This window comes from Vibrio minamisatsumaniensis (genome assembly GCF_050337445.1).
Classification (GTDB): Bacteria; Pseudomonadota; Gammaproteobacteria; order Enterobacterales; family Vibrionaceae; genus Vibrio; species Vibrio artabrorum.
In genome coordinates this window covers 16,109-37,031 of record NZ_JAKJSY010000035.1, presented here as the reverse complement: position 1 = coordinate 37,031, position 20,923 = coordinate 16,109, and the positions used below count along the sequence as shown (strand labels likewise).

General features: G+C 44.6%; 17 protein-coding genes and 1 pseudogene. 9 read left to right on the top strand and 9 right to left on the bottom strand.

Annotated elements, in window-relative coordinates; all coding sequences use genetic code 11:
• Positions 1-109: 109 nt before the first annotated feature.
• Positions 110-1,066 carry an AEC family transporter gene (locus L4B77_RS09645; protein ID WP_372040409.1) on the bottom strand — a complete coding sequence of 319 codons (957 nt, stop codon included), beginning with the start codon at positions 1,064-1,066 and terminating at the stop codon, positions 110-112.
• 297 nt (positions 1,067-1,363) lie between these two features.
• Positions 1,364-1,956 (bottom strand): annotated as a pseudogene (locus L4B77_RS09640) (tyrosine-type recombinase/integrase).
• Between the two features lie 110 nt (positions 1,957-2,066).
• Here L4B77_RS09640 and L4B77_RS09635 point away from each other — a divergent pair.
• The 5 genes from L4B77_RS09635 (at position 2,067) to L4B77_RS09615 (ending at position 10,211) form a co-directional block, all read left to right on the top strand.
• Complete coding sequence (locus L4B77_RS09635) at positions 2,067-3,770, top strand: class I SAM-dependent DNA methyltransferase (RefSeq protein WP_429750090.1); 1,704 nt, start codon at positions 2,067-2,069, stop codon at positions 3,768-3,770.
• A complete protein-coding gene (locus L4B77_RS09630) occupies positions 3,760-4,989 on the top strand; it encodes a restriction endonuclease subunit S (RefSeq protein WP_429750088.1) in 1,230 nt (409 codons plus the stop codon). Before L4B77_RS09635 ends, L4B77_RS09630 begins: the two co-directional genes overlap by 11 nt.
• Before the next feature lie 96 nt (positions 4,990-5,085).
• Positions 5,086-8,343 (top strand): type I restriction endonuclease subunit R, encoded by a 3,258-nt coding sequence (locus tag L4B77_RS09625; protein WP_429750086.1) that lies wholly within the window; start codon positions 5,086-5,088, stop codon positions 8,341-8,343.
• 220 nt (positions 8,344-8,563) lie between these two features.
• Positions 8,564-9,157, top strand: a complete 594-nt coding sequence (locus L4B77_RS09620) for a TetR/AcrR family transcriptional regulator (protein WP_429750084.1) — start codon at positions 8,564-8,566, stop codon at positions 9,155-9,157.
• 199 nt (positions 9,158-9,356) lie between these two features.
• Entirely contained in the window at positions 9,357-10,211 is an 855-nt protein-coding gene (locus L4B77_RS09615; protein ID WP_372040411.1) for an alpha/beta hydrolase, read from the top strand.
• Between the two features lie 108 nt (positions 10,212-10,319).
• On the opposite strand, the gene L4B77_RS09610 is transcribed toward L4B77_RS09615, so the two are convergent.
• Positions 10,320-12,860: a glycosyl hydrolase family 18 protein gene (locus L4B77_RS09610; RefSeq protein ID WP_429750081.1), complete on the bottom strand. Its 2,541-nt coding sequence runs from the start codon at positions 12,858-12,860 to the stop codon at positions 10,320-10,322.
• Between the two features lie 386 nt (positions 12,861-13,246).
• Positions 13,247-13,711 carry a DUF2850 domain-containing protein gene (locus tag L4B77_RS09605; protein ID WP_372065290.1) on the bottom strand — a complete coding sequence of 155 codons (465 nt, stop codon included), beginning with the start codon at positions 13,709-13,711 and terminating at the stop codon, positions 13,247-13,249.
• Positions 13,712-14,019: 308 nt separating this feature from the next.
• Between L4B77_RS09605 and ppnP the strand changes: the two genes are divergently transcribed.
• Positions 14,020-14,301 (top strand): pyrimidine/purine nucleoside phosphorylase, encoded by a 282-nt coding sequence (ppnP, locus tag L4B77_RS09600; RefSeq protein ID WP_261840399.1) that lies wholly within the window; start codon positions 14,020-14,022, stop codon positions 14,299-14,301.
• A 229-nt stretch (positions 14,302-14,530) separates the two neighbouring features.
• Here ppnP and L4B77_RS09595 read toward each other — a convergent pair whose 3' ends face one another.
• Entirely contained in the window at positions 14,531-15,397 is an 867-nt protein-coding gene (locus L4B77_RS09595; protein ID WP_429750079.1) for a pirin family protein, read from the bottom strand.
• A gap of 157 nt (positions 15,398-15,554) precedes the next feature.
• Between L4B77_RS09595 and L4B77_RS09590 the strand changes: the two genes are divergently transcribed.
• Positions 15,555-15,836 carry a hypothetical protein gene (locus tag L4B77_RS09590; protein ID WP_429750077.1) on the top strand — a complete coding sequence of 94 codons (282 nt, stop codon included), beginning with the start codon at positions 15,555-15,557 and terminating at the stop codon, positions 15,834-15,836.
• Between the two features lie 23 nt (positions 15,837-15,859).
• Here the strand turns inward: L4B77_RS09590 and L4B77_RS09585 are convergent, their stop codons facing one another.
• A complete protein-coding gene (locus tag L4B77_RS09585; protein ID WP_429750102.1) occupies positions 15,860-17,041 on the bottom strand; it encodes a diguanylate cyclase in 1,182 nt (393 codons plus the stop codon).
• Between the two features lie 319 nt (positions 17,042-17,360).
• Here L4B77_RS09585 and L4B77_RS09580 point away from each other — a divergent pair, with 319 nt between their 5' ends.
• Entirely contained in the window at positions 17,361-17,699 is a 339-nt protein-coding gene (locus L4B77_RS09580) for a DUF1840 domain-containing protein (protein ID WP_429750075.1), read from the top strand.
• Between the two features lie 112 nt (positions 17,700-17,811).
• On the opposite strand, the gene L4B77_RS09575 is transcribed toward L4B77_RS09580, so the two are convergent.
• The 3 genes from L4B77_RS09575 to L4B77_RS09565 form a co-directional block, all read right to left on the bottom strand.
• Positions 17,812-18,069, bottom strand: a complete 258-nt coding sequence (locus L4B77_RS09575; RefSeq protein ID WP_261840395.1) for an HP1242/YdcH family protein — start codon at positions 18,067-18,069, stop codon at positions 17,812-17,814.
• 139 nt (positions 18,070-18,208) lie between these two features.
• Positions 18,209-18,655, bottom strand: a complete 447-nt coding sequence (locus L4B77_RS09570) for a GNAT family N-acetyltransferase (protein WP_429750072.1) — start codon at positions 18,653-18,655, stop codon at positions 18,209-18,211.
• 129 nt (positions 18,656-18,784) lie between these two features.
• A complete protein-coding gene (locus L4B77_RS09565) occupies positions 18,785-19,933 on the bottom strand; it encodes an aminotransferase-like domain-containing protein (protein WP_429750070.1) in 1,149 nt (382 codons plus the stop codon).
• 115 nt (positions 19,934-20,048) lie between these two features.
• Here L4B77_RS09565 and L4B77_RS09560 point away from each other — a divergent pair, with 115 nt between their 5' ends.
• Complete coding sequence (locus L4B77_RS09560; RefSeq protein WP_261840392.1) at positions 20,049-20,918, top strand: AraC family transcriptional regulator; 870 nt, start codon at positions 20,049-20,051, stop codon at positions 20,916-20,918.
• Positions 20,919-20,923 lie beyond the last annotated feature (5 nt).

The window sequence follows — 20,923 nt, the reverse complement described above, 5'->3', positions numbered from 1 at the left end:
AAAAATTTCGTAGAATCTAGCAGTCTTTATGTGGAAGCTGTTAGCTTTAAATCAAAGGTGGAGGCCTTGGATATAAGGCTTATATTGATTTTTTTGACGCTCGTCTCAGCTATATTAAATCCATTGCGGTTAGTGTGAATATACCAAGCGTACAAGTGATAAGTGAAACAACAGTAGTCAGTGCGATAATATTGGCTGCCAGTGTTGAATTTCCGCCCATCGCACGTGCCATCACATAGCTTGCGGCGGCAGTTGGTGCAGCGCTCATCAAGAAAATAAGACCAAGATTTAACCCTCTAAAACCGAAAAATAGCGCCGCTGAAGTGATCATTAGCGGAGCCAAAACCAGCTTGTATCCCGCAGAGAACCAGGTTGAGCCCTTGTCTTTTTTCAGAGAACGTATATCAAGCGAACCTCCGGTACATAACAGAGCCAACGGTAACGTCATATTGGCGAAATACCGCCCTGCATCGGTCACCATTTTTGGGACTGGAATCGAGAGTAAGTAGAACAAGACCCCCATCGCTATCGAGATAATAAGAGGGTTTCTAGTGAGCGTTTTAACAATCACTTGAATGGCTTTCCCCCCTGACTCTTGCCCTTTTGGAGTGAGCGCGATAACGGCCTGAATGTTATAGAGAACCGTCAGCGAGGCGACATAAAGGGCGGCGAGAGCAACGCCATCGTTCCCGTAGATATTGGCAACATAAGCGAGTCCAATAATGGCGGTATTGGCACGAAAGCCACCTTGCACAATAACCCCTTGGTCTTGCGGTTTTTTAAAGGCCACTTTAGTACTGATCGTAGTGAACACGAAGAAAGCAAGATTAGCGACTAAGCCAAAAATGATAAGTTGACCACTCGCGGTAAAATCATGGTCAGATTGAACAATGCTGAGAAATAACATCGCAGGTAGGGTGACTTGAAATACCACCTTGGATGCGACATCAATGAAATTGTCATTAATTAAGCCAATTCGCTTGAGCATAACACCAAGAAACAGCATTAAACAGATAGGGCCTGTCACCGAAGCCGAAAACGCAAACTGTTCCCAAAGTGTATCCATTCTCTTTCCTTAGTGGCTAAGCTCAATCCGTGGTTTGATTTAATAATCGGTTAACTCAAATTGATCTTATCTCAACGTTAATCGTGATATAACATCATCATGACTGACAGGGGGATGCTTAGGCTGCCATTTCCCTTTTTTTCTGTTGTGGGTTATTTTAAGAATGTTTTCTTCTGAGCGTAGATTGAGATCTAACGCTTTGTACCAGTCATTACTCGCTTTAGAACCTATTGAACTTGAGTTGTAGTAATGGTGACTTAACGCAGAGTGCAACTTGTATCTGAATTCTAATATCCTTCACGTCTCACAACTCTCTGAAATCCTTAGCGCATCTTCAATTTCGACATCAAGGTATTCAATCGTACTTTCTAACTTAGCATGACCTAGAAGTAATTGAATAGCCCTATGATTCTTGGTTTTAGCGTAGATCAAAGAAGCCTTGGTTCGACGTAGTGAATGCGTGCCGTGTTGCGTTCTGTCTAAACCGATATCGGTCACCCAGCGGTTCACGAGCGTAGTGTAGTAATGGTATGAAATTGGCTGTTCCTCACGGCGCGGGCTTGGAAAGAGGAAGTCCGTTGGTGCCAACGCATTTTGAATGATCCACTGTGACAACGTTTGTTGTGTCTTTGGTGTGATTTCGAAGTGTACCTCTTGCTGGGTCTTCTGTTGTTTCACGATGGCTCTCGACATCACACACTGCGACTGACATCTTGTACCTTGAGGTTACGCAGGTCACAAGACCTCAGCTTGCTATCAATGGCAAGATTAAACAGTGCCAACTCAAACAAGCGTTCTTCCAATTCCAAGCGAATACGAATCCGCCAAATATCCTCTAATGTGAACGCTTTTTTCTGACCAACTCGTTTACCTTTGTTCCAAGCCACCATGATGTGCTCCTTACTTCATAAAAATCACTATTAAGTAAGGCAGAAATCAAGGTAAATCGCCTACTTACTGGTAGAATGCACGCAATATTTTCGAATCAAAGAAAACCAGAATGAACCAACAAGAACAACTATTCCTGAAAGAGCTTGAAAGTAAGCTCTGGACAGCGGCAGACAAGCTACGCTCAACATTAGATGCAGCGCAATACAAACACGCTGTGCTGGGCTTAATTTTCGTTAAATACGTTTCTGATGCGTTTAAGCTGCGTCAGGAAGAGATCAAAGCAGACCTTGCTAACTCTGAGCACGAATACTACCTAGATCCTGCCGACTTCTCAGAAGAAGAGTTGGCAGCCGAGATTGCAGTTGAACTTGAGCAACGCGACTTCTACACCGAGAAGAACGTGTTCTGGCTACCAACCGAATCTCGCTGGCAGTTCCTGCAAGACAACGGCCCATTGGTTATTGGTGGTGCTGACCTTCAAGTTGACGGTAAGGTGAAGAAAATCACTTCCGTTGGTCACCTGATTGATAATGCACTTGAGGGCATTGAGCGTGACAACCCGAAACTGAAAGGTGTATTGAACAAGTCATACTCTGCATTGAAGATTGACCAAGCGAAGTTGAACGAACTAATCAACCTGATCGCTACCATTCCGTTTGTTCACGCAGACCTAAACAGTAAAGACATACTTGGTCACGTATACGAATACATGCTGGGTCAGTTCGCACTGGCGGAAGGTAAAAAAGGTGGTCAGTTCTATACCCCAGCCTCTATCGTAACGCTGATCGTTGAGATGATTGAACCGTTTGAAGGCCGTGTCTATGACCCGGCAATGGGTTCTGGCGGCTTTTTTGTGCAATCAGAGAAGTTCATTGAGCGCAGAGCCAATCAAAAAGAGATCGACCCGCTCACGCAAAAGCAGAAGATCTCTATCTACGGTCAGGAATATAACCATACAACGTGGCAACTAGCAGCGATGAACATGGCGATACGTGGTCTTGATTACGACTTCGGTAAAGAGCCTGCAAGTACCTACACCAATGTACAGCATCCAGATTTACGTGCTGACTTCATCATGGCTAACCCTCCATTCAATATGAAAGAGTGGAACACGGGTGTTGATGATAATGACCCTCGCTTTAAATACGGCAAGCCTCCAGCAGGTAACGCCAACTTTGCGTGGATGCAGCACATGCTTCATCACTTAGCACCTGAAGGCTCTCAGGCGCTTCTATTGGCAAACGGTTCGATGAGTTCGACGACCAACAACGAAGGTGAGATCCGTAAAGCGCTTATCGAGAACGATCTTATCGAGTGCATGGTGGCGCTACCGGGTCAACTGTTTACCAACACCCAGATCCCAGCGTGTATCTGGTTCTTAACCAAGAACAAAACCGCTCGCACCGATAAAGCAGGCCGCAAACTGCGTGCTCGTAAAGGCGAAGTGCTGTTTATTGATGCGCGTAACCTTGGCTACATGAAAGACCGTGTTCTACGTGACTTTACCCGTGATGACATTCAGAAAGTCGCCGATTTTTACCATGCTTGGAAAACAGGTGCAGAGGTAAACGGTATCGCTTATGAAGACCAAGCTGGCTTCTGTAAATCAGCAACGTTAGCTGACATCAGAAAGCATGATTTTGTGCTGACTCCGGGACGTTACGTTGGTGCAGTTGAGGAAGAGGATGACGGTGTTCCATTTAGTGAAAAGATGGCGACGCTGACTTCGAAGTTAAGTGTACAGTTTGTAGAATCGGCAACGCTAGAAGCTGAAATTAAGAAGAACCTAGCGGGGTTGGGTTATGAGCTTTAAGTCTATTGGTGACTACGTTGAACTGCAAAGAGGGACAACTTATAAAAGCGCATTACTCGATCAAGAAGGGCCATATTTATTAGGTTTAGGTTCTATAGCCCGTGATGGTGGATTTCGAAGTGAAAAACTAAGAACTTACGGTGGTCCAAGTGCTGATAAATTACTCGTCTATCCGGGTGATATGTATGTATCTTTGAAAGATGTTACTCAGTCAGGCGATTTACTTGGGTCTGTAGCGAGAGTTCCCGACACCGTTAAAGTTGGTCGTATGACTCAAGACACGGTGAAGCTCTGTTTTAAATCGGATATTTCCAAAGAGTATTTCTATTGGATACTAAGATCACCCCAATACCGACAGCATTGCCGTAGTCATGCAACTGGCACTACAAATTTGGGGTTGAGTCGAGATGACTTCTTCTCCTTTGTAGTCCCTGAGTTAACAATATCGCGAGAGAAAATCACTAACGTACTGGAAGATATTGAATCTAAAATCAATTTAAACTCTCAAACCAACCAAACCCTAGAAGAAATGGCGCAAGCCATCTTCAAGTCATGGTTTGTCGACTTCGATCCAGTCAAAGCCAAGATGAATGGTGAACAACCAGAAGGTATGGATGCCGCTACTGCCTCGCTATTCCCAGAAAAGCTAGTTGAGTCTGAGTTGGGTTTGATTCCTGAGGGGTGGTCGGTTAACTACTTAAATGAAGTTGCTGAGATAAAATATGGCAAGAACCTACCAAAAACAAAACTGCTAGATGATGGTTACCCTGTATTTGGTGGAAATGGTGTAATTGGTTATTACAGCTCTTACCTTTATGAGGAAGAGCAAGTGCTAGTTTCGTGTCGAGGAGCTGCGTCTGGTAAGGTTTTAAGGTCATTGCCGAACAGCTTCGTTACAAACAATTCGTTAGTAATTGAATTGTCAAATGGTTTCCTCAACATAAATTACGTAGAGCCATACTTGAAAGGCTGTAACTTAGAGGAATACACGTCAGGTTCAGCACAACCTCAAATGACAGTAGCTAATATGGCTCCTGTTCAAATACTTGTTCCTACTGAAGAAGTTTTGAACATTTTTAATGATTTGGTTAAGCCATTGAAGTCAAAAATCAGAGCAAACGAAAGAGAAAATCATTCTTTAGCTGCATTGCGCGATACACTTCTTCCTAAATTGCTTTCCGGCGAAATCGAGTTAGGGCAAACCGAAGAAATGGTTTAAGGGTTAACTATTCAAGTGGCAATGCGATAGGGTTGCCACTTGCTTTATCAGTCCCCCAATAACCTCCCATAACGAAACATACAAAATGGATCTTTTATGAAAATCACCGAAGATCAATTAGAACAACTCTGCCTTGGTTGGTTTACAGACCAAGGCTATCTATACAAGAACGGTTACGATATCGCCCCTGATGGCGATTCCCCTGAGCGTGATGATTACCACCAAGTCGTGTTAAAACAACGCTTACTGGAGCGTTTAGAGGTGTTGAACCCTGAACTGCCACAAGAGAGCTTGGTTGTGGTGGTAAACACGGTAAGTACGCCAGACACACCTGTACTGATTAAAAGCAACCGTGCTTTCCACAAATATCTGATAGAGGGTATGCCTGTTGAGTACACTGTGTATGAAGACGGGGAAACCAAGACTAAGCACACCCATGCTCGGCTGATGGATTTTACTAATCCAGATAACAACGAGTTTCTGGTGGTGAATCAGTTCACGATTACAGGTAAAAAAGGCAACCGACGCCCAGATGTGGTGGTGTTTATCAACGGCTTGCCTATCTCTGTCATCGAGCTTAAGAACCCTGCTGATGATCATGCGGATATATGGAATGCGTATAACCAGATCCAAACATACAAAGATGAAATCTCTGACTTGTTTGTATTTAATGAAGCATTGGTAGTCAGTGACGGTTGGACAGCGCGTGTTGGCTCTTTAACCGCCAATAAAGAGCGTTTTCTACCATGGAAGACCGTAACAGGTGAAGATGATAAGCCACTGCTTGAGTTTCAATTAGAAACCATGGTGCGTGGTTTCTTCAAGCCGGACTTGTTACTTGACTATATTCGTTACTTTATCCTTTTTGAGATTGATAACGACAACATCATTAAGAAAATAGCGGGTTATCACCAGTTTCATGCGGTACGTGCTGCTGTTGAAGCCACGGTAAAAGCAAAACAGGCAGATGTTGATTTACCCATGGTGGCTGAATGTGTTGGTAAATACCAAGTTCAGGCGACTAAAGGCTTAGATAAGATCAAAGCTGGCAGCGGTAAAGCAGGCGTGGTTTGGCATACGCAAGGTAGTGGTAAAAGCATTTCTATGGTGTGCTACGCCAGTAAGTTGCTGCAACAACCCGCAATGAACAACCCAACGATTGTAGTTGTGACTGACCGTAATGATTTAGACGGCCAGCTTTTCAATACCTTTGGTATGGCACAAGAGACGCTAAAGCAGATCCCACAACAAGCGGATGGGCGAGATTTGTTGCGCCAATTGTTGTTGAATCGTCAGTCGGGTGGGATCATTTTTACCACCATTCAAAAGTTTGCGTTATTAGACGATGAAACAGAGCATCCCATTCTGTCAACGCGTGCCAATATTGTGGTGGTGTCTGATGAAGCGCACCGTAGTCAATATGGCAACAAGTCGAGATTAGTCGAAGTGAAAGATGCGGATGGCAATGTAACAGGTTCTAAGTATGTGTTTGGTTATTCTAAATACATGCGTGATGCCTTGCCGAACGCCTCATTCATTGGTTTTACAGGTACGCCTATCGCCATGGATGATAAAGATACACGTGGTGTGTTTGGTGAGTATGTCTCTGTTTACGATATTCAAGATGCGGTCGATGATGGTGCCACGGTGCCAATCTACTATGAATCTCGCTTAGCCAAGCTCGATATCAATCAAACGGAAATCGAATCGCTTAACGATCAAATCGAAGATGAGATTGGCGAAGAAGACGAAACGTCTATCCGTGAAAAGATCAAATCACAATGGGCAACACTGGAAAAACTGGTGGGTGCCGAACCGCGCATTCAACAAGTCGCTCAGGATTTGGTAAATCACTTTACCACGCGAACAGAAACATTCCCCGGTAAGGCGATGATTGTCGCGATGAGCCGTGAGATCTGTGTGGATCTTTATAATGCGATTGTGGCGATAAAGCCGGAATGGCATCACCCGGATCCGGATAAAGGCGCAATTAAAATTGTGATGACGGGGTCTGCCTCTGACAAAGAGAAAATGCAGCCTCATATTCACGACAAGAAAACTAAAAAACTGTTCGAGAAGCGTTACAAAGATACTGACGATGAACTTCAGCTCGTTATCGTTCGAGACATGTGGCTTACAGGATTCGATGCACCTTGTTGTCATACGATGTATATCGATAAGCCAATGAAAGGGCATAACCTGATGCAGGCTATTGCTCGTGTTAACCGAGTATTCAAGGATAAGCCGGGCGGTTTGGTCGTTGACTACATTGGTATCGCCAGTGAATTGAAAAATGCACTTAAGACCTATACCAATAGCCAAGGGAAAGGGCAACCCACCGTCGATACCGCAGAAGCTTTTTCGGTATTGATGGAAAAAATTGATATTGTGCGTGGCATGTTTGCAACGCCTGTTGATGGTGCCGTGTTTAACTATCGACCAGAGTTTGAAACTAACGCGCTTCGATTGTTGCCGGGTGCTGTAAACCATTTATCAGGTTTATCGCACACTAATGGCAATGGCAAAGAAGAGCGTGATGGTAAGCGTCGCTTCTTGGATGTGATAGCGGCGATGACCAAAGCGTTTTCTCTGTGTAATACCATGGATGAAACGCAAGGTTACAAAAACGAAATTGCTTTTTATTCAGCGATTAAGACCGCCTTTATCAAGTATTCGACCGTTGATAAAAAACGCAGTGATGAAGAACGTAATACAGCATTAAAGCAGATATTAGATAATGCAATCATCGCGGATGGCGTTGATGATATCTTCAAAATGGTGGGGTTAGATAAGCCGAATATTGGCTTGCTCTCTGAAGAGTTCTTAGAAGATGTGAAGAACATGAAAGAGAAAAACCTTGCCGTTGAGCTACTGGAAAAGCTGCTGCGCGATGAAGTGAAAGCACGAATGAAGAACGACGTGGTGCAGGAGAAGAAGTATTCAGAACGCATCATGACGACGCTTCAGAAGTACCACAATCGCAGTATTGAAACGGCTCAGGTGATTGAGGAGCTGATTCAGTGGGCGAAAGAGATGGCTTCTGATGCAGAAATGGTGGACAAACTGAACCTTTCTGTCGATGAAATTGCGTTTTATCGCGCATTGGTTGCCAACGAATCGTCTGTACGTGAACTTGGTGATGACGCGTTGCGTGGGTTAGCCATTGAGCTAACAGGTCAACTTCGCAAATCAGCCACGGTTGACTGGCAGAAGCGAGAAAGTGTCCGCGCTCGTATGCGTAACCTAGTACGCCGACTGCTGCGCCGCTGGAAGTATCCGCCAGATGCGGCAGAAGAGGCAATCAAGCTTGTGTTAGAACAGGCTGAAGTGCTGGCTGACGGCTGGTATAAGTAAATATAAAGGCAAGGTTGATACCTTGCCTTTTGTATATCCATGTGAACTAATCATTGTCCAGATTAGAGTTGTTGATCGGATCTCATCAGAGTTTCAACTTGGTGGAAATAGTTCCAATGAAACTTTTCCCTACAAAATGAATACCAAAGATTAAGGGAAAAGCTTGAAAAAAAGAACGAACGTGCTAAAAATAAACCATCCATTTTGTTGTTGGTGAATAATGAGCAAAGGAAAGATAACCAAAGAGTATATTTTGAGCCATGCATTTGCACTGGCGAGTGAAAATGGACTTGAGAGTTTGACGATTGGTGAATTGGCCAAGCAGTGTTGCATGTCTAAGAGTGGTTTGTTTGCGCACTTCAACTCAAAAGAGAATCTGCAACTCTCTGTACTCGAGTATTCTAATGCCATATTCACTGAAAGAGTCATTGTTCCTGCAAGAGAGCTCGGTGATGGTGATATTGAAGCGAAATTGAAACAGCTGCTCGATAATTGGCTAGGCTGGAATCATTCATTCCAAGGTAGTTGCATGTTTATTGATGCATGGAAAGATGCGGGCAGTGAAACCTCTTTGATTCAGAAGGCACTGCAAAGAACCATTTCAGTTTGGATTGATTACTTGACGATTCAGGTAGCAAAAGCGGTGGAAAACAAGCAGTTTAGAGCCGATTTAGAGCCTAAACAGGCAACTTTTGAGCTATATGGTCTCTATTTAAGTGCGAACTTGTTTTACTCACTACGAGGCCAGCAAGCGAGTCACGCGCATTTTTGGAGTGGTGTCGAACGTTTAGTCGCCAGTTGGAAAGTCGTTTAATTCGCTAAGCCGTTTAACCGACAAAGCGTATCAGCTTTGCTTGAATTCGGCGGATACACATTTTAGATAAGTGGCGGGAAATGGCGGTAAACTTTTATAAGCCGCAGTCGCGCCGTTTTTATATCAACAAATAGCACGGTCGTTCGATTTTTGGGGCGAGCACGATCCGCCAGTGAAGATGGCGATACAAGGAAGGGTCATGAGTGACAAAATCTATTTTAATACATCGAACAAATTCAGCTTCAAGCGCAGCCTGATTGGAGCGACAACGAACCTGCATTACATTTTAGCGCCGGGCCATGCAAAGAAAACAGCACGTAAATTGCTGCTTACCCCGATGCGTACCGAGCAAAAAAATGCGGATCCACAAGGGCTTATCAAGAGTGAAATCAAAGGTCGTGATGGCGTTTTAAAAACGTATTCTTTGGGTAGTGGTCCCGTTTGGGTGTTGACCCATGGTTGGTCTGGCACCGCGAGTCAGTTCTTTCCTTTAATGGAACACATCGCTGCTAAAGGCTTTACTGCAATGGCTTACGACCATCCTGCTCATGGTGGCAGTGATGGCGTACATGGTCATATCCCTGCGTTTGTGAACGGCCTAGAAGCGATTTTAGATTCGGTGGGTGAAGTGGCTGGTTTAGTTGGCCATAGTATGGGGACGGCTTCAGCGTTGGAATGTAAGCATGTCAAACTGGAAAATAAGCCGTTGTTGCTGATCGCACCTGTCTTGGATTATCTCGAAAACCTGTTCGGAAGTGTGGCTCGCTCGGGTTACTCGATGAAGCTGTTTGAGGCCGTAGTGGGGGAAGTAGAAGAGCAGTTTAACTACCCCATTCAGTCGGTTGATCCTTATGGTAAGTTGGCACTGCGTGAGTCTCAGACAATCATTGTTCATGACGAGCAAGACAAGTTCACTCGGTTTGATGTGTCTCAGCGCGCTGCCAATGAAATGAGTCGCGTGACTTTAATCACGACTCAAGGGCAGGGGCATGGCCGAGTGATGAAGTGCCCACAAGTGTTTGAGAGCTTTGATCATCTGATTAACCAAGTGTAATGAGCGTAAGTTGAAAGATTAGAAAACACAGATAAAAAGGCCAACCAGAAACCATCGGGTTGGCCTTTACTTTTAGGTGTCGAGTTCGTGTTTAACTAACCCCTACTTTTAGCTCGCACAGTTTGCAGGACCAATCTCTTTCCACACGCCCCATTGGCCTGTCGTTGTTGGATCTTCACCTGTCGTCCACCATTTGGCTTCCCAAATCTTACCGGCATGAGTCACTTGGTCGCCGCCAGTGTAGACTGCGCTGGAATCCCAAGCGTTAGTACACGTATCGCCGCCGGTCGTTTTCATTAGGACTTTAACCGACGTAGCCGCGACCGATGTCTCCATGCCATCACTCACTGTTACTGAGAAGCTCAGTACCGTATCTTGCGAGTACTCTGCCGCCACAAAGCTCACAGAAGCACCTTGAACCGTTGCATCAATACCAGCTGGTACATCCCAAGTGAAGGTCAATGTGTCTTGGTCAGCATCGCTTGAAGCCGAAGCATCAACCACGACCACATCACCCGCATTCACTTCAGCCGGAGCTGAAACAACTGCGACTGGAGCGGTATTGGTTGGACCGGTATCTTTAGGGTTTACGGTAATCATAACCGTGTCTGTTGCGGTCGCCCCTTCGTTATCCGTCACGGTTAAGCTAAACGTTAGTGTTTCTTGTTGTGTCACTTCACCGATATCGAAGCTTGCAACAGCCGCATTGGCGTTAGCCAGTACTACCGTTGCCCCACTTACTTGTGACCAAGCGTAGCTTGTAATTGTGCCGTCACTGTCTTTTGAAGCGCTACCGTCTAAAGAGACAGAAGCCGGGCCTTCAACTGTTTGGTCAGCCCCCGCTGCTGCGGTTGGTTTACGGTTGACTGGGTCGGTCGTTCCGCCCGCCAGACCTTCATGCATTGCGTTGAGGATGTCGCCGTTATCCGCATCAATCTCCCAAGAGAATAGACCCGCAAGACCAAGGCTACGAACGTATGCGCCCTTTGCTTTTACTGAGCGGTCATCATCAAATGTAATGAGCTGACCCGAAGTACGGTTCCAAACGTAAGGCGCTTCCGCCATTTCGTCGTAGCCATATTCGAAGCCGTTGATGCCCTGTTTGTTTGCACCAAGCATATTGGCTTTAATGCCTTTGTAGTCAATCACACCATCTTCCCATATGCCTTGCTCAGAGCTGCCTGTTAGCTTGCCATTACCTACCCCTGTCATCGGGTCGCTAGGATCCGAAAGTGATGATGGTAATACGCCTTCCCAACCACGACCGTACATTGCCGCGCCGACGACAAGTTTGTTGGCAGGAACACCTTGCTCTAGCAGCAATTGGATAGCGTTGTCTGTGGAATAAGCCGGACCGGTGTAGGGTTCGCCATTTTCATCAAGCCCTGAGCCATCACATTGACCTGGGCGCATGAAGTTACCGCAGTTTAATGCTGTTTGGTGGCCTAAAACGTTGTTCCAACCGCCATAGAAGTCGTAAGTCATCGCGAAGATGTAATCCATGTATTGAATAGCATCACCGTAGTCAACATCTTCAATCTTGTCGTGACCGACACCGATCGCGGATGTGAGCTCGTAAGTACGACCGTTTTCTGCTTCTAACTCATCCAACATCGCACGCAGCTCTGCCATCAATGCAACATAAGCAGGGCCGTCGTTGACAGGGTCACCAAGATCGGGCGCGGCACCGCCTCCACCTGGGAATTCCCAGTCAATATCGACACCGTCGTAGAATTTCCATGTGTTGAGGAATTTTTTAACAGACGCAACGAACGTGTCACGGTTTGCTTTCGTTGTGAAATCAAAGAACGGGTCAGATAACGTCCAGCCGCCAATCGATGGAATTATTTTTAAGTCAGGGTTGCGCTGTTTTAACGCCATCAGCATTGCGTAGTTACCCTTAATCGGGGAACTGAATTCGTGGCCGGCTTGGGGGAAACTTTTTTGGAAGGCGGCCCAAGGGTCGTGAATGACCACTTCATAATCGTTAACGCCGTTACACGCTGTCACTAAGGCGGTATAGCTGTTTCCACCCACAGCCTTTACTGATTCGTTCGGACCACAAATTGGGATGAAGCCATAGAGGATATGAGTCAAATTGTCGGCAGGTATGTTGTCTACTGTGTAATCACGGCCATAGATCCCCCACTCAACAAAGTAAGTACCCACTACCGTGTTTGGATCTGTGTTATATGATTTGTTGTTTGGATCAACATTCATCGTAAGTGGTGTTAAGTGTGCGCCATCAGTATCGGCGATAGTGATTTTTGCCGGTGCACTTTTACTACACCCAGTTTCATCACACGCTTCGATTTCCATTTCGAATAAGCCGCCTTGGCCGTATTCAAATGCTGCGGTAGTTTGACTGCCACTGATTGGGCCTGTAGCGACTTTAACGCCATCAAAATAGATGTTGTATGTGTCTCCTGATGTTCCGCTCCATTGATTGAATTTGACCGCGATCTTTGCTTTGTCGTGATAGGTCACCATTTGGTTGTAACCAGAAGTGGTATCCATCTCGAGTTCAATTTTAGAAAACTGTAGGTTGTTAGAACCGTACATGTCGATGCTAGGTGCTGTTGGAGCAGCTAGGGCTGTACCAGATAGCGCTAGCGCGATGCTCGCAGCACAGGTATTAATACGAATCATACTATTTCTCTCATTCCTTGAAGGTTACGAGAACCAAATGGTTCCATAAGTGGCTCCCGTCGTTTTTAAAGGAGCTTCCTAATCAGTATTCGAGATAGTTTTAATTTCATGATTGAAAATAAACGCGTTTTCGATGGACAACTAAAAAATTGTATTTTGTTGCAACTTTGTTGCTTAATCGGTGAGAGGCTGAGTCCATGTTGTCGAGAATAAAACCGTCTTTAGAATGAGAGTCTTATAAGTAAAATTAGGCGATATTAAGTGATGGAAAAATGCGACAAATGATAAGGAAATATTGTTATTTGAAGGGCGGTCACAGAGTCGGATGTATGAAGCTGTGATAGGTTGTGCGCGCAATACTGTGGGTGTTCTGCAAAGGAAGGGGGTTATTTTTGGAAGTGTTCTGTTAAAGAAGCGCGTCGTTGCTGCATAACACCATGGTTATCACCAGCAGCCGTATGTTCGTAGCCCTCTTTGACGAACTGTTGTGCCGGGGCACTTGGAATCAGTCGTTTTAAGCGAGGTGAATCAGCGCTGCCACTGATGGTATAAACCGTTGTTCCTGAACCTGTATTGATGGTGATAAGTTTGCCATCAAAATCAAACGAGGTGCTGATTAAGCGATGATTCATCAGTACGCCATTATCTGACAGCGTGAGGGTATCCGTTTTGTAAGGTGGAGAGCCAATCTCTATCCATGTGCCATGCACATTACTTTTGCTGTCTGATTGTTGTTGGGCTTGGTAGGTAACATAGCCGACAGACAGAGCAATGATAATCACCATCAATGACAAAAGGTAGCGTATCGAGGTAGCAACTAAAGTTGTTGCTTTGGTAATCTTTTTTGCCATGTTTTATCCGTCCGTCACTCATACCGCATTAAATGCTACAAACTAAAATTATAGTTTGCAAAGATGGTTGCAAGAGTTAGAAGCAGGTTCAAATGTTGTCGATATATGAATTGCTTTCGTGGCGTTTTAGCGATGTCTAAAAGTATTTATTCCGTCAATCAATCTCTATTTTCGAAAAGGTTTAAGCTATGCGTATTTATTTCTTGTAGGAAAGTCTTGAATTGGTTAAAACAATTATCACCTAAATTTACGCATAGGCTTACTCGGTGAGCTCAATAATTGCAATTTGAAGATAACAAGGAAGTACAATGATTAAAGAAAACACATACTTTGAAGGGAACGTTAAGTCGTTAGCGTTTAACCAGTCTGGGGCTGACATGAGTGTTGGTGTAATGGCGACGGGCGAGTACACATTTGGGACTGCGGCTCCAGAAAAGATGACCGTTGTTAAAGGTGCTTTGATCGTCAAGCGGGTTGGAGATGATGATTGGACAACATACCAATCTGGTGAATCTTTTGATGTTGCGGGTGACTCTTCATTCGACCTACAGGTAAAAGAAGCGACGGCTTACCTGTGTGAGTATTTGTAACCTGATCTAAATTTGTTCAATCAGGATATTGTTTGTCTCTGATTTAATAGAAAAAACCACGCTCTAAGAGCGTGGTTGAATAAGTGATAATAACCGGCAGTGGATAGTGTCACTTGTTTTTGTAGTCATCAAATGGATGACCAAATTCGTTGTTGGTTGTAACGTCTCTTCAAAGCTCAAAGCTCAAAGCTCAAAGCTCAAAGTTCAAAGCCCATTAACGTATCGTAAATCAGTAAGTTTCAAATACGCCGTTGTTGTAATCCTCAACCGTCTGTTCAATCTCTTCCATCGAATTCATCACAAACGGACCATAGTGCACCACAGGCTCATTAATCGGTTCACCAGAAAAAACCAGTACACCTGAATTCTCTATGCTATCCAAAGACAGCCATTCGGCTTGGGTGAGCAGTGCCAGTTGACCTTGTTTGATCACTTTACCGTCGATCTGAACACTGCCTCGGTACACGTACGTCATAGCATTGTGGTTAACATTCGTCCCTAATAAGACTTTTTGTCCGGCATCAGCCTGCCAGTCTGCAACGCTTAGTGGCACACCTGTCTTTTGCAATGGACCTTGAATTTGTATAGCCGCTGCGCTGGATGTTTTGTCTAGTTCAAACTCACCCGCAATCATTCTCAGCAACCCCATTTGTTCATTTTGATGCTCAGTAATACTTTCACGCTGGAAATCATGATATTGAGCGGGTTGCATTTTGTGTGTCGAGGGTTGGTTTATCCAAATCTGGAATCCATGCAACGCGCCTTGTTCCATCATTGGCATTTCACTGTGGATCACACCGCGACCTGCGGCCATCCACTGTGCACCTCCGCTACGCAGTTCTCCAACATTCCCCATATGGTCTTTATGTTGGAAGTGGCCTTGTAGCATGTAAGTGAGCGTTTCTATCCCACGATGAGGGTGTGGGGGAAAGCCACCAATGTAGTCTTTGCTTGTATCTGATTTCAGCTCATCAATCATCAAAAAGGGAGAAAAACGCGGGTTATTAAAACCAGCGATCCTTTGAATTTTGACACCATCACCATCCGAGGTGCCATGCGTAGACATGACATGCTCGACTGCTCTTGTATTGATCATAATGAAAACCTCATTAACGGGAATAGCGATAGTTTATGTGATTTGATTAAAAAAGAAGATGGCACGGTATCGAGTGACTTATTCGAAAATATTGAACAGGAAACAATATAAGATTAGGCCTATACTTATGAGGGAATATATCGCTAAGGAGGCCGCTATGGCAATACAACCAAAGCATGGCGATAGGCAAGGCCGGCTCGACTTTGATAACGATTTTACAACAGAGCAGAGCCACCGCTTTACCGCTGTCGCAAACAGTGCATGTAAACGTCGCCTAAAAAGACGCAGTGTTAATGGCCCTTTTATTCATTCTGCTAAGCAAGCGGCTTATAAGACTGTAATGAAATCTAAACGCGATAATCTGAATACCACACGACAAGTTATCTGGATCATTGTGATAGGGTTAGTCAGCCTGTGGTTGATGTATATGGCAGGCTAGTGCGCTTAGATGGACAGTCACACTTAACGCTGACGTATATTTAGCCGTGTAATATTGTTCCCTTCAGCCTTTCCTTCACGGCAATGTTCAAAGTCAGATGAATCAGACTGTGAGCGAGTTGCTCGCTCTTCAATCAGGGGCACTACTGGATTATCGTGATAATAGGCATATCTATTTTTTCCAGAGCGCTTGGCGACATACATGGCTTTATCGGCGCATCTCGTTAACTCGTGTAGGTCTGTACCATCTTGAGGGTATAAAGAGACGCCAACACTAAGAGTGAGTTCGTTGATTCGTTCATTGATTTGGTAATCGCTTGCGAACAATCCACATATACGCGTTAAAATGTCATCCAGGTTTTTTTTAGTTGGAATGTCGTAGAGCATCAAAACAAACTCATCTCCGGCAAACCGAGCGATGGAATAATCGTATTTTTGACTGTCTCTGTCTTTGGTGCGGATATTATTGCTCAAGCGATTAGCGAAATGCTGTAAAACATTGTCGCCAACGGCATGCCCATAGTTGTCGTTGATGTCTTTAAAGTTATCAATATCTAAAAATACCAGCGCGGTCAGTGACGGTTTGCGCTCAACTTTCGTGAGTTTTTCTGTTGCCCAACGTTCAAAACTCCAACGATTGGCTAATCCTGTGAGTTGGTCTCGATAGGCTAAGTCTTCAATCCCTTCTTGGTAAAGTCGTTGAATATAACTCACGGCTTGTGTGTAGTAATAAGCGCCGGTGTGGCACACCAAAGTCATAGTAAACAAGCTAAGAATAAAGCGATGCGTGCTGTTAAAGGGCACAGAAAATTGGTTAGGGAAGGTGAGAACCAAGGCTAAAATAAACAGACAAAACGAAACACTGAATATCATGCCCATTCTGAAATTATTGATAAAAATCACGGCGGCTAAAATAGGATACAACCAGAGTATTCGCTCGGGAATAGTCTGGTTGTACAAGAATAAAGTAACCCCTTGCGCAAGTAGCACTGCGCTTAATATCAGCTCTGGGTACTTTGGTGTGGTGGCTTTTTTTATAGAAATGGCGTTTAAGATTACGATAAGCGTAAAACACAACTCGAGAGTCGACAACGCATAAAACTGTTCCTGAATATAAGCCCAAGTGTAGAAGATAAAAATTGCAGCAGAAGTCAGTGAAAAGGAATAGACAATTTTTTGTTTACGAGTCGAGCGTATGTCCGCCATCTCTTCGAGGTGTCTGCCTACTAGCCTATTCATGTGATTTGTGCCACAAAGTTTAATGATGATGTTAATAGTAGATTAAATAATCATTAGCGGGTGTCGATTTTGTGTGACGACTATCAAGGATATTAATTAAAGACTTATCTGCGATTATAAACGGTGAACGGTATCACTGACAGTACCTATAGCCATTCAGAAATAGCGAAATAGCGAAATAGCGAATTAGAGATTCTGGTTCTTCATGATTCTTTGATGATCGACTTGCTTTCTAATGATTTACTCAACATAGTTTGCAAACAATCAAATTGAAGAGAATCTCATTATGTTAATTACGTTTAGTTGCAAGGCACATGCGAATGTCACGATGTTAGGAGAGGTCGGTCTTCAGCTGATTAAAATGCTGGGACACAGTGGCACTATACCAGGAGCGATTGATGCTTCAGAAGTCTCTCAGGCGCTGAATCATTTACGGTCTGCGATTGACGCTGAACAGAGTCAACCTGTCGAGCAAGAGAATGCCGATGATGGCCGTGAAGAAGAGATTGTTGAAGTTCCTATCAGTATTGGTAGCCGAGCTTTCCCTTTGGTTGAACTGTTGAAATCAGCGATCAGAGAAGAGTGCGAAGTGATGTGGGAAGATGGTAGCGGTAAACGATTATAGGCTGGTTGAGGTTATAGGTTGGTTGGATAATCGATCATTTCAATGACAAACAAAGTACCCATTGAGAAGGGCATTAGTGTGGCCAAGTTAGCCACACTAGCATAATGAGTATTTATACGATCTTGAGCGCGTGATGGCGCATGAGCTGTTTGTGTAGCGAGTCTTTTAGCTCCATGCGTTCTACTTTGAGATTGTGCATGCTGTCGTCATCGATAGGGCTGCCAGAAATCTCTAGCTGACGGATGTCGTAGTCGAGTTGGTGGTACTTCTGCATGTCTGCTTTGAATCTTTCGTCGTCGTGGTTGAGCTGAACAATGTCTAATTTAAGATCTGGGAAATCTAAGATAAAGGCATGGTTTTCATTGAGCATTGGCACTTCCTCTCTAGTCGAATGAACCCCAGTATAGAATCTATTTTAGTCGATAAATGTGGTTCGATACACAAAGCGGGAAAGGGGCTCAAAAAAGGGCATTATCTTGTCTATCTGGGTTCGCCAACGCCCTCTTGTCTTACTGAATGTGGGTTGAAGGCGCGATGTCGTATCTCATTTCAATGAGTTGATGCTCTCCGACGATTTCTACTTCACGAATAAACTTAAAGCCAAATCTTTCGTAGTAATGTCTTAAGTATTGATGGGCATGAATTTCAATGACTTTGGCACATAGCTGGCGGGCATGTTCAAGAACGGTGGACACCACTTTAGAGGCGATACCTAAACCTCGATACGCTTGTAAAACGGCAACACGAGCCATAATCGCGTGGCCGTTGTCATCAATGTATAAGCGAGCAGTTGCGACCAGATTGTCGGCGTCGGTAACTAACACATGGTGTGATTTGAGATCTAACCCATCAAGATCTAAAGCTTGAGGGATTTGTTGTTCAACGACAAACACTTGGTGGCGAATAGATTGCGCTTTAAGTATCAGCTCTGGGTTGTTGCCAACGATCACTTTCATTTCATTGTTCCATTATAAATACACATCAAATTCGACAAAAAAATAAGGCCAATGTGATTCTTTTATTGAGAATCAACGTTGGCCTTTAATGCTGAATGGTTACTGCGTTACGGTAAATAGTAAAAACGATTACGCTTGGTTCAGCACTTGTGTTAGGCGTTTCACCGCTTCCGTTAACTCTTCTGGGTTGGCGTTGGTGAAGTTTAGGCGCAGTGCGGCTTTTGCTTCGTCAGCTTTTGGATAGAACACAGGGCTTGGCACGACAGCAACGCCGTTAGCAAGCAGAGTTCTAGCCAGTTCGAAGGTGTCGCACTCTGGAATTTCTACCCAAATGAACATCCCGCCATCAACGGATTTTAACACGCAGTCTGCTGGCAGTTGTTTCTCTAGTTCTGAAAACAGCACTTCATAGCGAGACTTGTACAGAGTACGAATGTTTTCCATGTGCAGGTTGAAATCGTCATGTTTCAGAAGGCCAACGAGCAGTGCTTGCATCGGTACACTTGAGTGCAAATCCGCGCCTTGTTTCACTTTGATCAATGGCTCAAGGTAGCTGCGTTTGCCTGTTACTGCGCCAATGCGTAGCCCTGGTGATGCAATCTTCGAGAATGAACGAAGAACGATAGAGTTGTCCGGGCAGAATGAAGAAACCATAGGTAGCTCAGACCCCGAGAAGCGTAGTTCACGGTATGGGGCATCTTCAATGAATGCTACGTCGTATTGGATGCACAACTCTGCGACTTTTTGACGAGTCTCTTTTGTCCAGCATACCCCTGTTGGGTTATGGAAATCGGGCACCGCGTAGAACATTTTCGGCGCTTGTTGCGCAAAACAGGTTTCCAGCTCTTCAAGGTTCGGGCCAAATTCGGTTTGAGAAACGGTCACAATGTTTGCTTGAACCAAGCCAAACACTTGCATCGCACCCAAGTAGCTTGGCGCTTCCATCACAACCACATCTCCCGGATCGACATACGCACGTGCAATCAAATCCAAGCCTTGTTGGGAGCCCGTACAAATCATGACGGTGTGAGTTTCTGGTAACTGGAAGCTTTGGGTTAGGTGCTCAAGTAGTGGGCCATAACCAGCCGTGGAACCATATTGGAAAACTTCAGGCATGTTCGCTAGGTTTTCTAACGTTGGCTTCATCAAATCGATAGGGAATGTCTTCTCGTCCGGTAAACCGCCAGCCAATGAGATGACATTTGGATCGCTTGCGGCTGCGAGGATTTCTCGAATGTATGAAGATTGAATTTGTTGTAATGACTGTGCGATTTCCATGTGTTGTGTCTCGTCGTTTGTCGTTTTTATTTTATCATTTGATATTACACGGCAATTGTAAAAATAAGCGTGTCCGTTTATGCTCTTAAACATGTCCATTTATGCTATTTAAACGATGTCACGTCAACACATATCCCGAATCAATGATGTTCTGTTCCATATTCATCAAGATATTAGCCAGCCTTTATCGGCTAAAGCGCTCTCTGAGATTGCGGCTTATTCTGAGCAACACTTTCATCGCACATTTAAAAGTGTGGTTGGGGAGTCGTTACATCAATATATTCGACGTACTCGAATGGAATATGCAGCCAATCAATTGATGTTTGACACCACGTCATCCGTGGTAGAAATTGCGAGTAAGTGTGGTTTTAGTTCGGCCTCTTCGTTCAGTCGAGCGTTCAAAGCGACCTTTAATATGTCGCCCGGAGAATGGCGTAAGCATGATTTACAAGTCGCAGAGAAGCCCTATTTGAAGGACCCTGAAGTGGCGGCGGGCTATTTGAATGTGGCGCAACACGCATTACCCGAGCCGAAGATTATTGAAGTGTCGGAACGCATGGCGGCTTATGTTCGACATACGGGGTATAATCGTTCCATTCGCAATGCGTGGTTGATACTGAAGGCTTGGGCTAACTCCGAACAGCGTGACTTTTCGCGCCAATTTGGTTTGCACCACTCAAACCCTGCTTGGGTTGAAATGGATCAGTGTCGCTATGTGGCGTGTATCGCAATTGATGAGCCGATTAAGTATCGTGGCGTGGTTAACCAAATGGTGATTCCGGGTGGCTTACACGCTGTATTTCGACTTAAGGGGCGCTATGGTGAACTGTTACCACAGATCAGTATGGTATTGGAAAAATGGCTACCGACATCTGGCTTCAAGCAACGCTCAACCCCCGCTTATGTTCACTATTTTCAAAATCATTTTCTCAATAGTGACGAGGTGTTTGAACTTGATTTTCATCTCCCGGTGAGTTTTTATTAATAACA

Coding starts and splice junctions, on each gene's coding strand:
- L4B77_RS09565 (WP_429750070.1), bottom strand. CDS start 19,933: ATGGAAATCGCACAGTCATTACAACAAATTCAATCTTCATACATTCGA.
- L4B77_RS09625 (WP_429750086.1), top strand. CDS start 5,086: ATGAAAATCACCGAAGATCAATTAGAACAACTCTGCCTTGGTTGGTTT.
- L4B77_RS09575 (WP_261840395.1), bottom strand. CDS start 18,069: ATGCTCAATGAAAACCATGCCTTTATCTTAGATTTCCCAGATCTTAAA.
- L4B77_RS09580 (WP_429750075.1), top strand. CDS start 17,361: ATGTTAATTACGTTTAGTTGCAAGGCACATGCGAATGTCACGATGTTA.
- L4B77_RS09645 (WP_372040409.1), bottom strand. CDS start 1,066: ATGGATACACTTTGGGAACAGTTTGCGTTTTCGGCTTCGGTGACAGGC.
- L4B77_RS09610 (WP_429750081.1), bottom strand. CDS start 12,860: ATGATTCGTATTAATACCTGTGCTGCGAGCATCGCGCTAGCGCTATCT.
- L4B77_RS09560 (WP_261840392.1), top strand. CDS start 20,049: ATGTCACGTCAACACATATCCCGAATCAATGATGTTCTGTTCCATATT.
- L4B77_RS09620 (WP_429750084.1), top strand. CDS start 8,564: ATGAGCAAAGGAAAGATAACCAAAGAGTATATTTTGAGCCATGCATTT.
- L4B77_RS09590 (WP_429750077.1), top strand. CDS start 15,555: ATGGCAATACAACCAAAGCATGGCGATAGGCAAGGCCGGCTCGACTTT.
- L4B77_RS09605 (WP_372065290.1), bottom strand. CDS start 13,711: ATGGCAAAAAAGATTACCAAAGCAACAACTTTAGTTGCTACCTCGATA.
- L4B77_RS09630 (WP_429750088.1), top strand. CDS start 3,760: ATGAGCTTTAAGTCTATTGGTGACTACGTTGAACTGCAAAGAGGGACA.
- L4B77_RS09585 (WP_429750102.1), bottom strand. CDS start 17,041: ATGGCGGACATACGCTCGACTCGTAAACAAAAAATTGTCTATTCCTTT.
- L4B77_RS09635 (WP_429750090.1), top strand. CDS start 2,067: ATGAACCAACAAGAACAACTATTCCTGAAAGAGCTTGAAAGTAAGCTC.
- ppnP (WP_261840399.1), top strand. CDS start 14,020: ATGATTAAAGAAAACACATACTTTGAAGGGAACGTTAAGTCGTTAGCG.
- L4B77_RS09570 (WP_429750072.1), bottom strand. CDS start 18,655: ATGAAAGTGATCGTTGGCAACAACCCAGAGCTGATACTTAAAGCGCAA.
- L4B77_RS09615 (WP_372040411.1), top strand. CDS start 9,357: ATGAGTGACAAAATCTATTTTAATACATCGAACAAATTCAGCTTCAAG.
- L4B77_RS09595 (WP_429750079.1), bottom strand. CDS start 15,397: ATGATCAATACAAGAGCAGTCGAGCATGTCATGTCTACGCATGGCACC.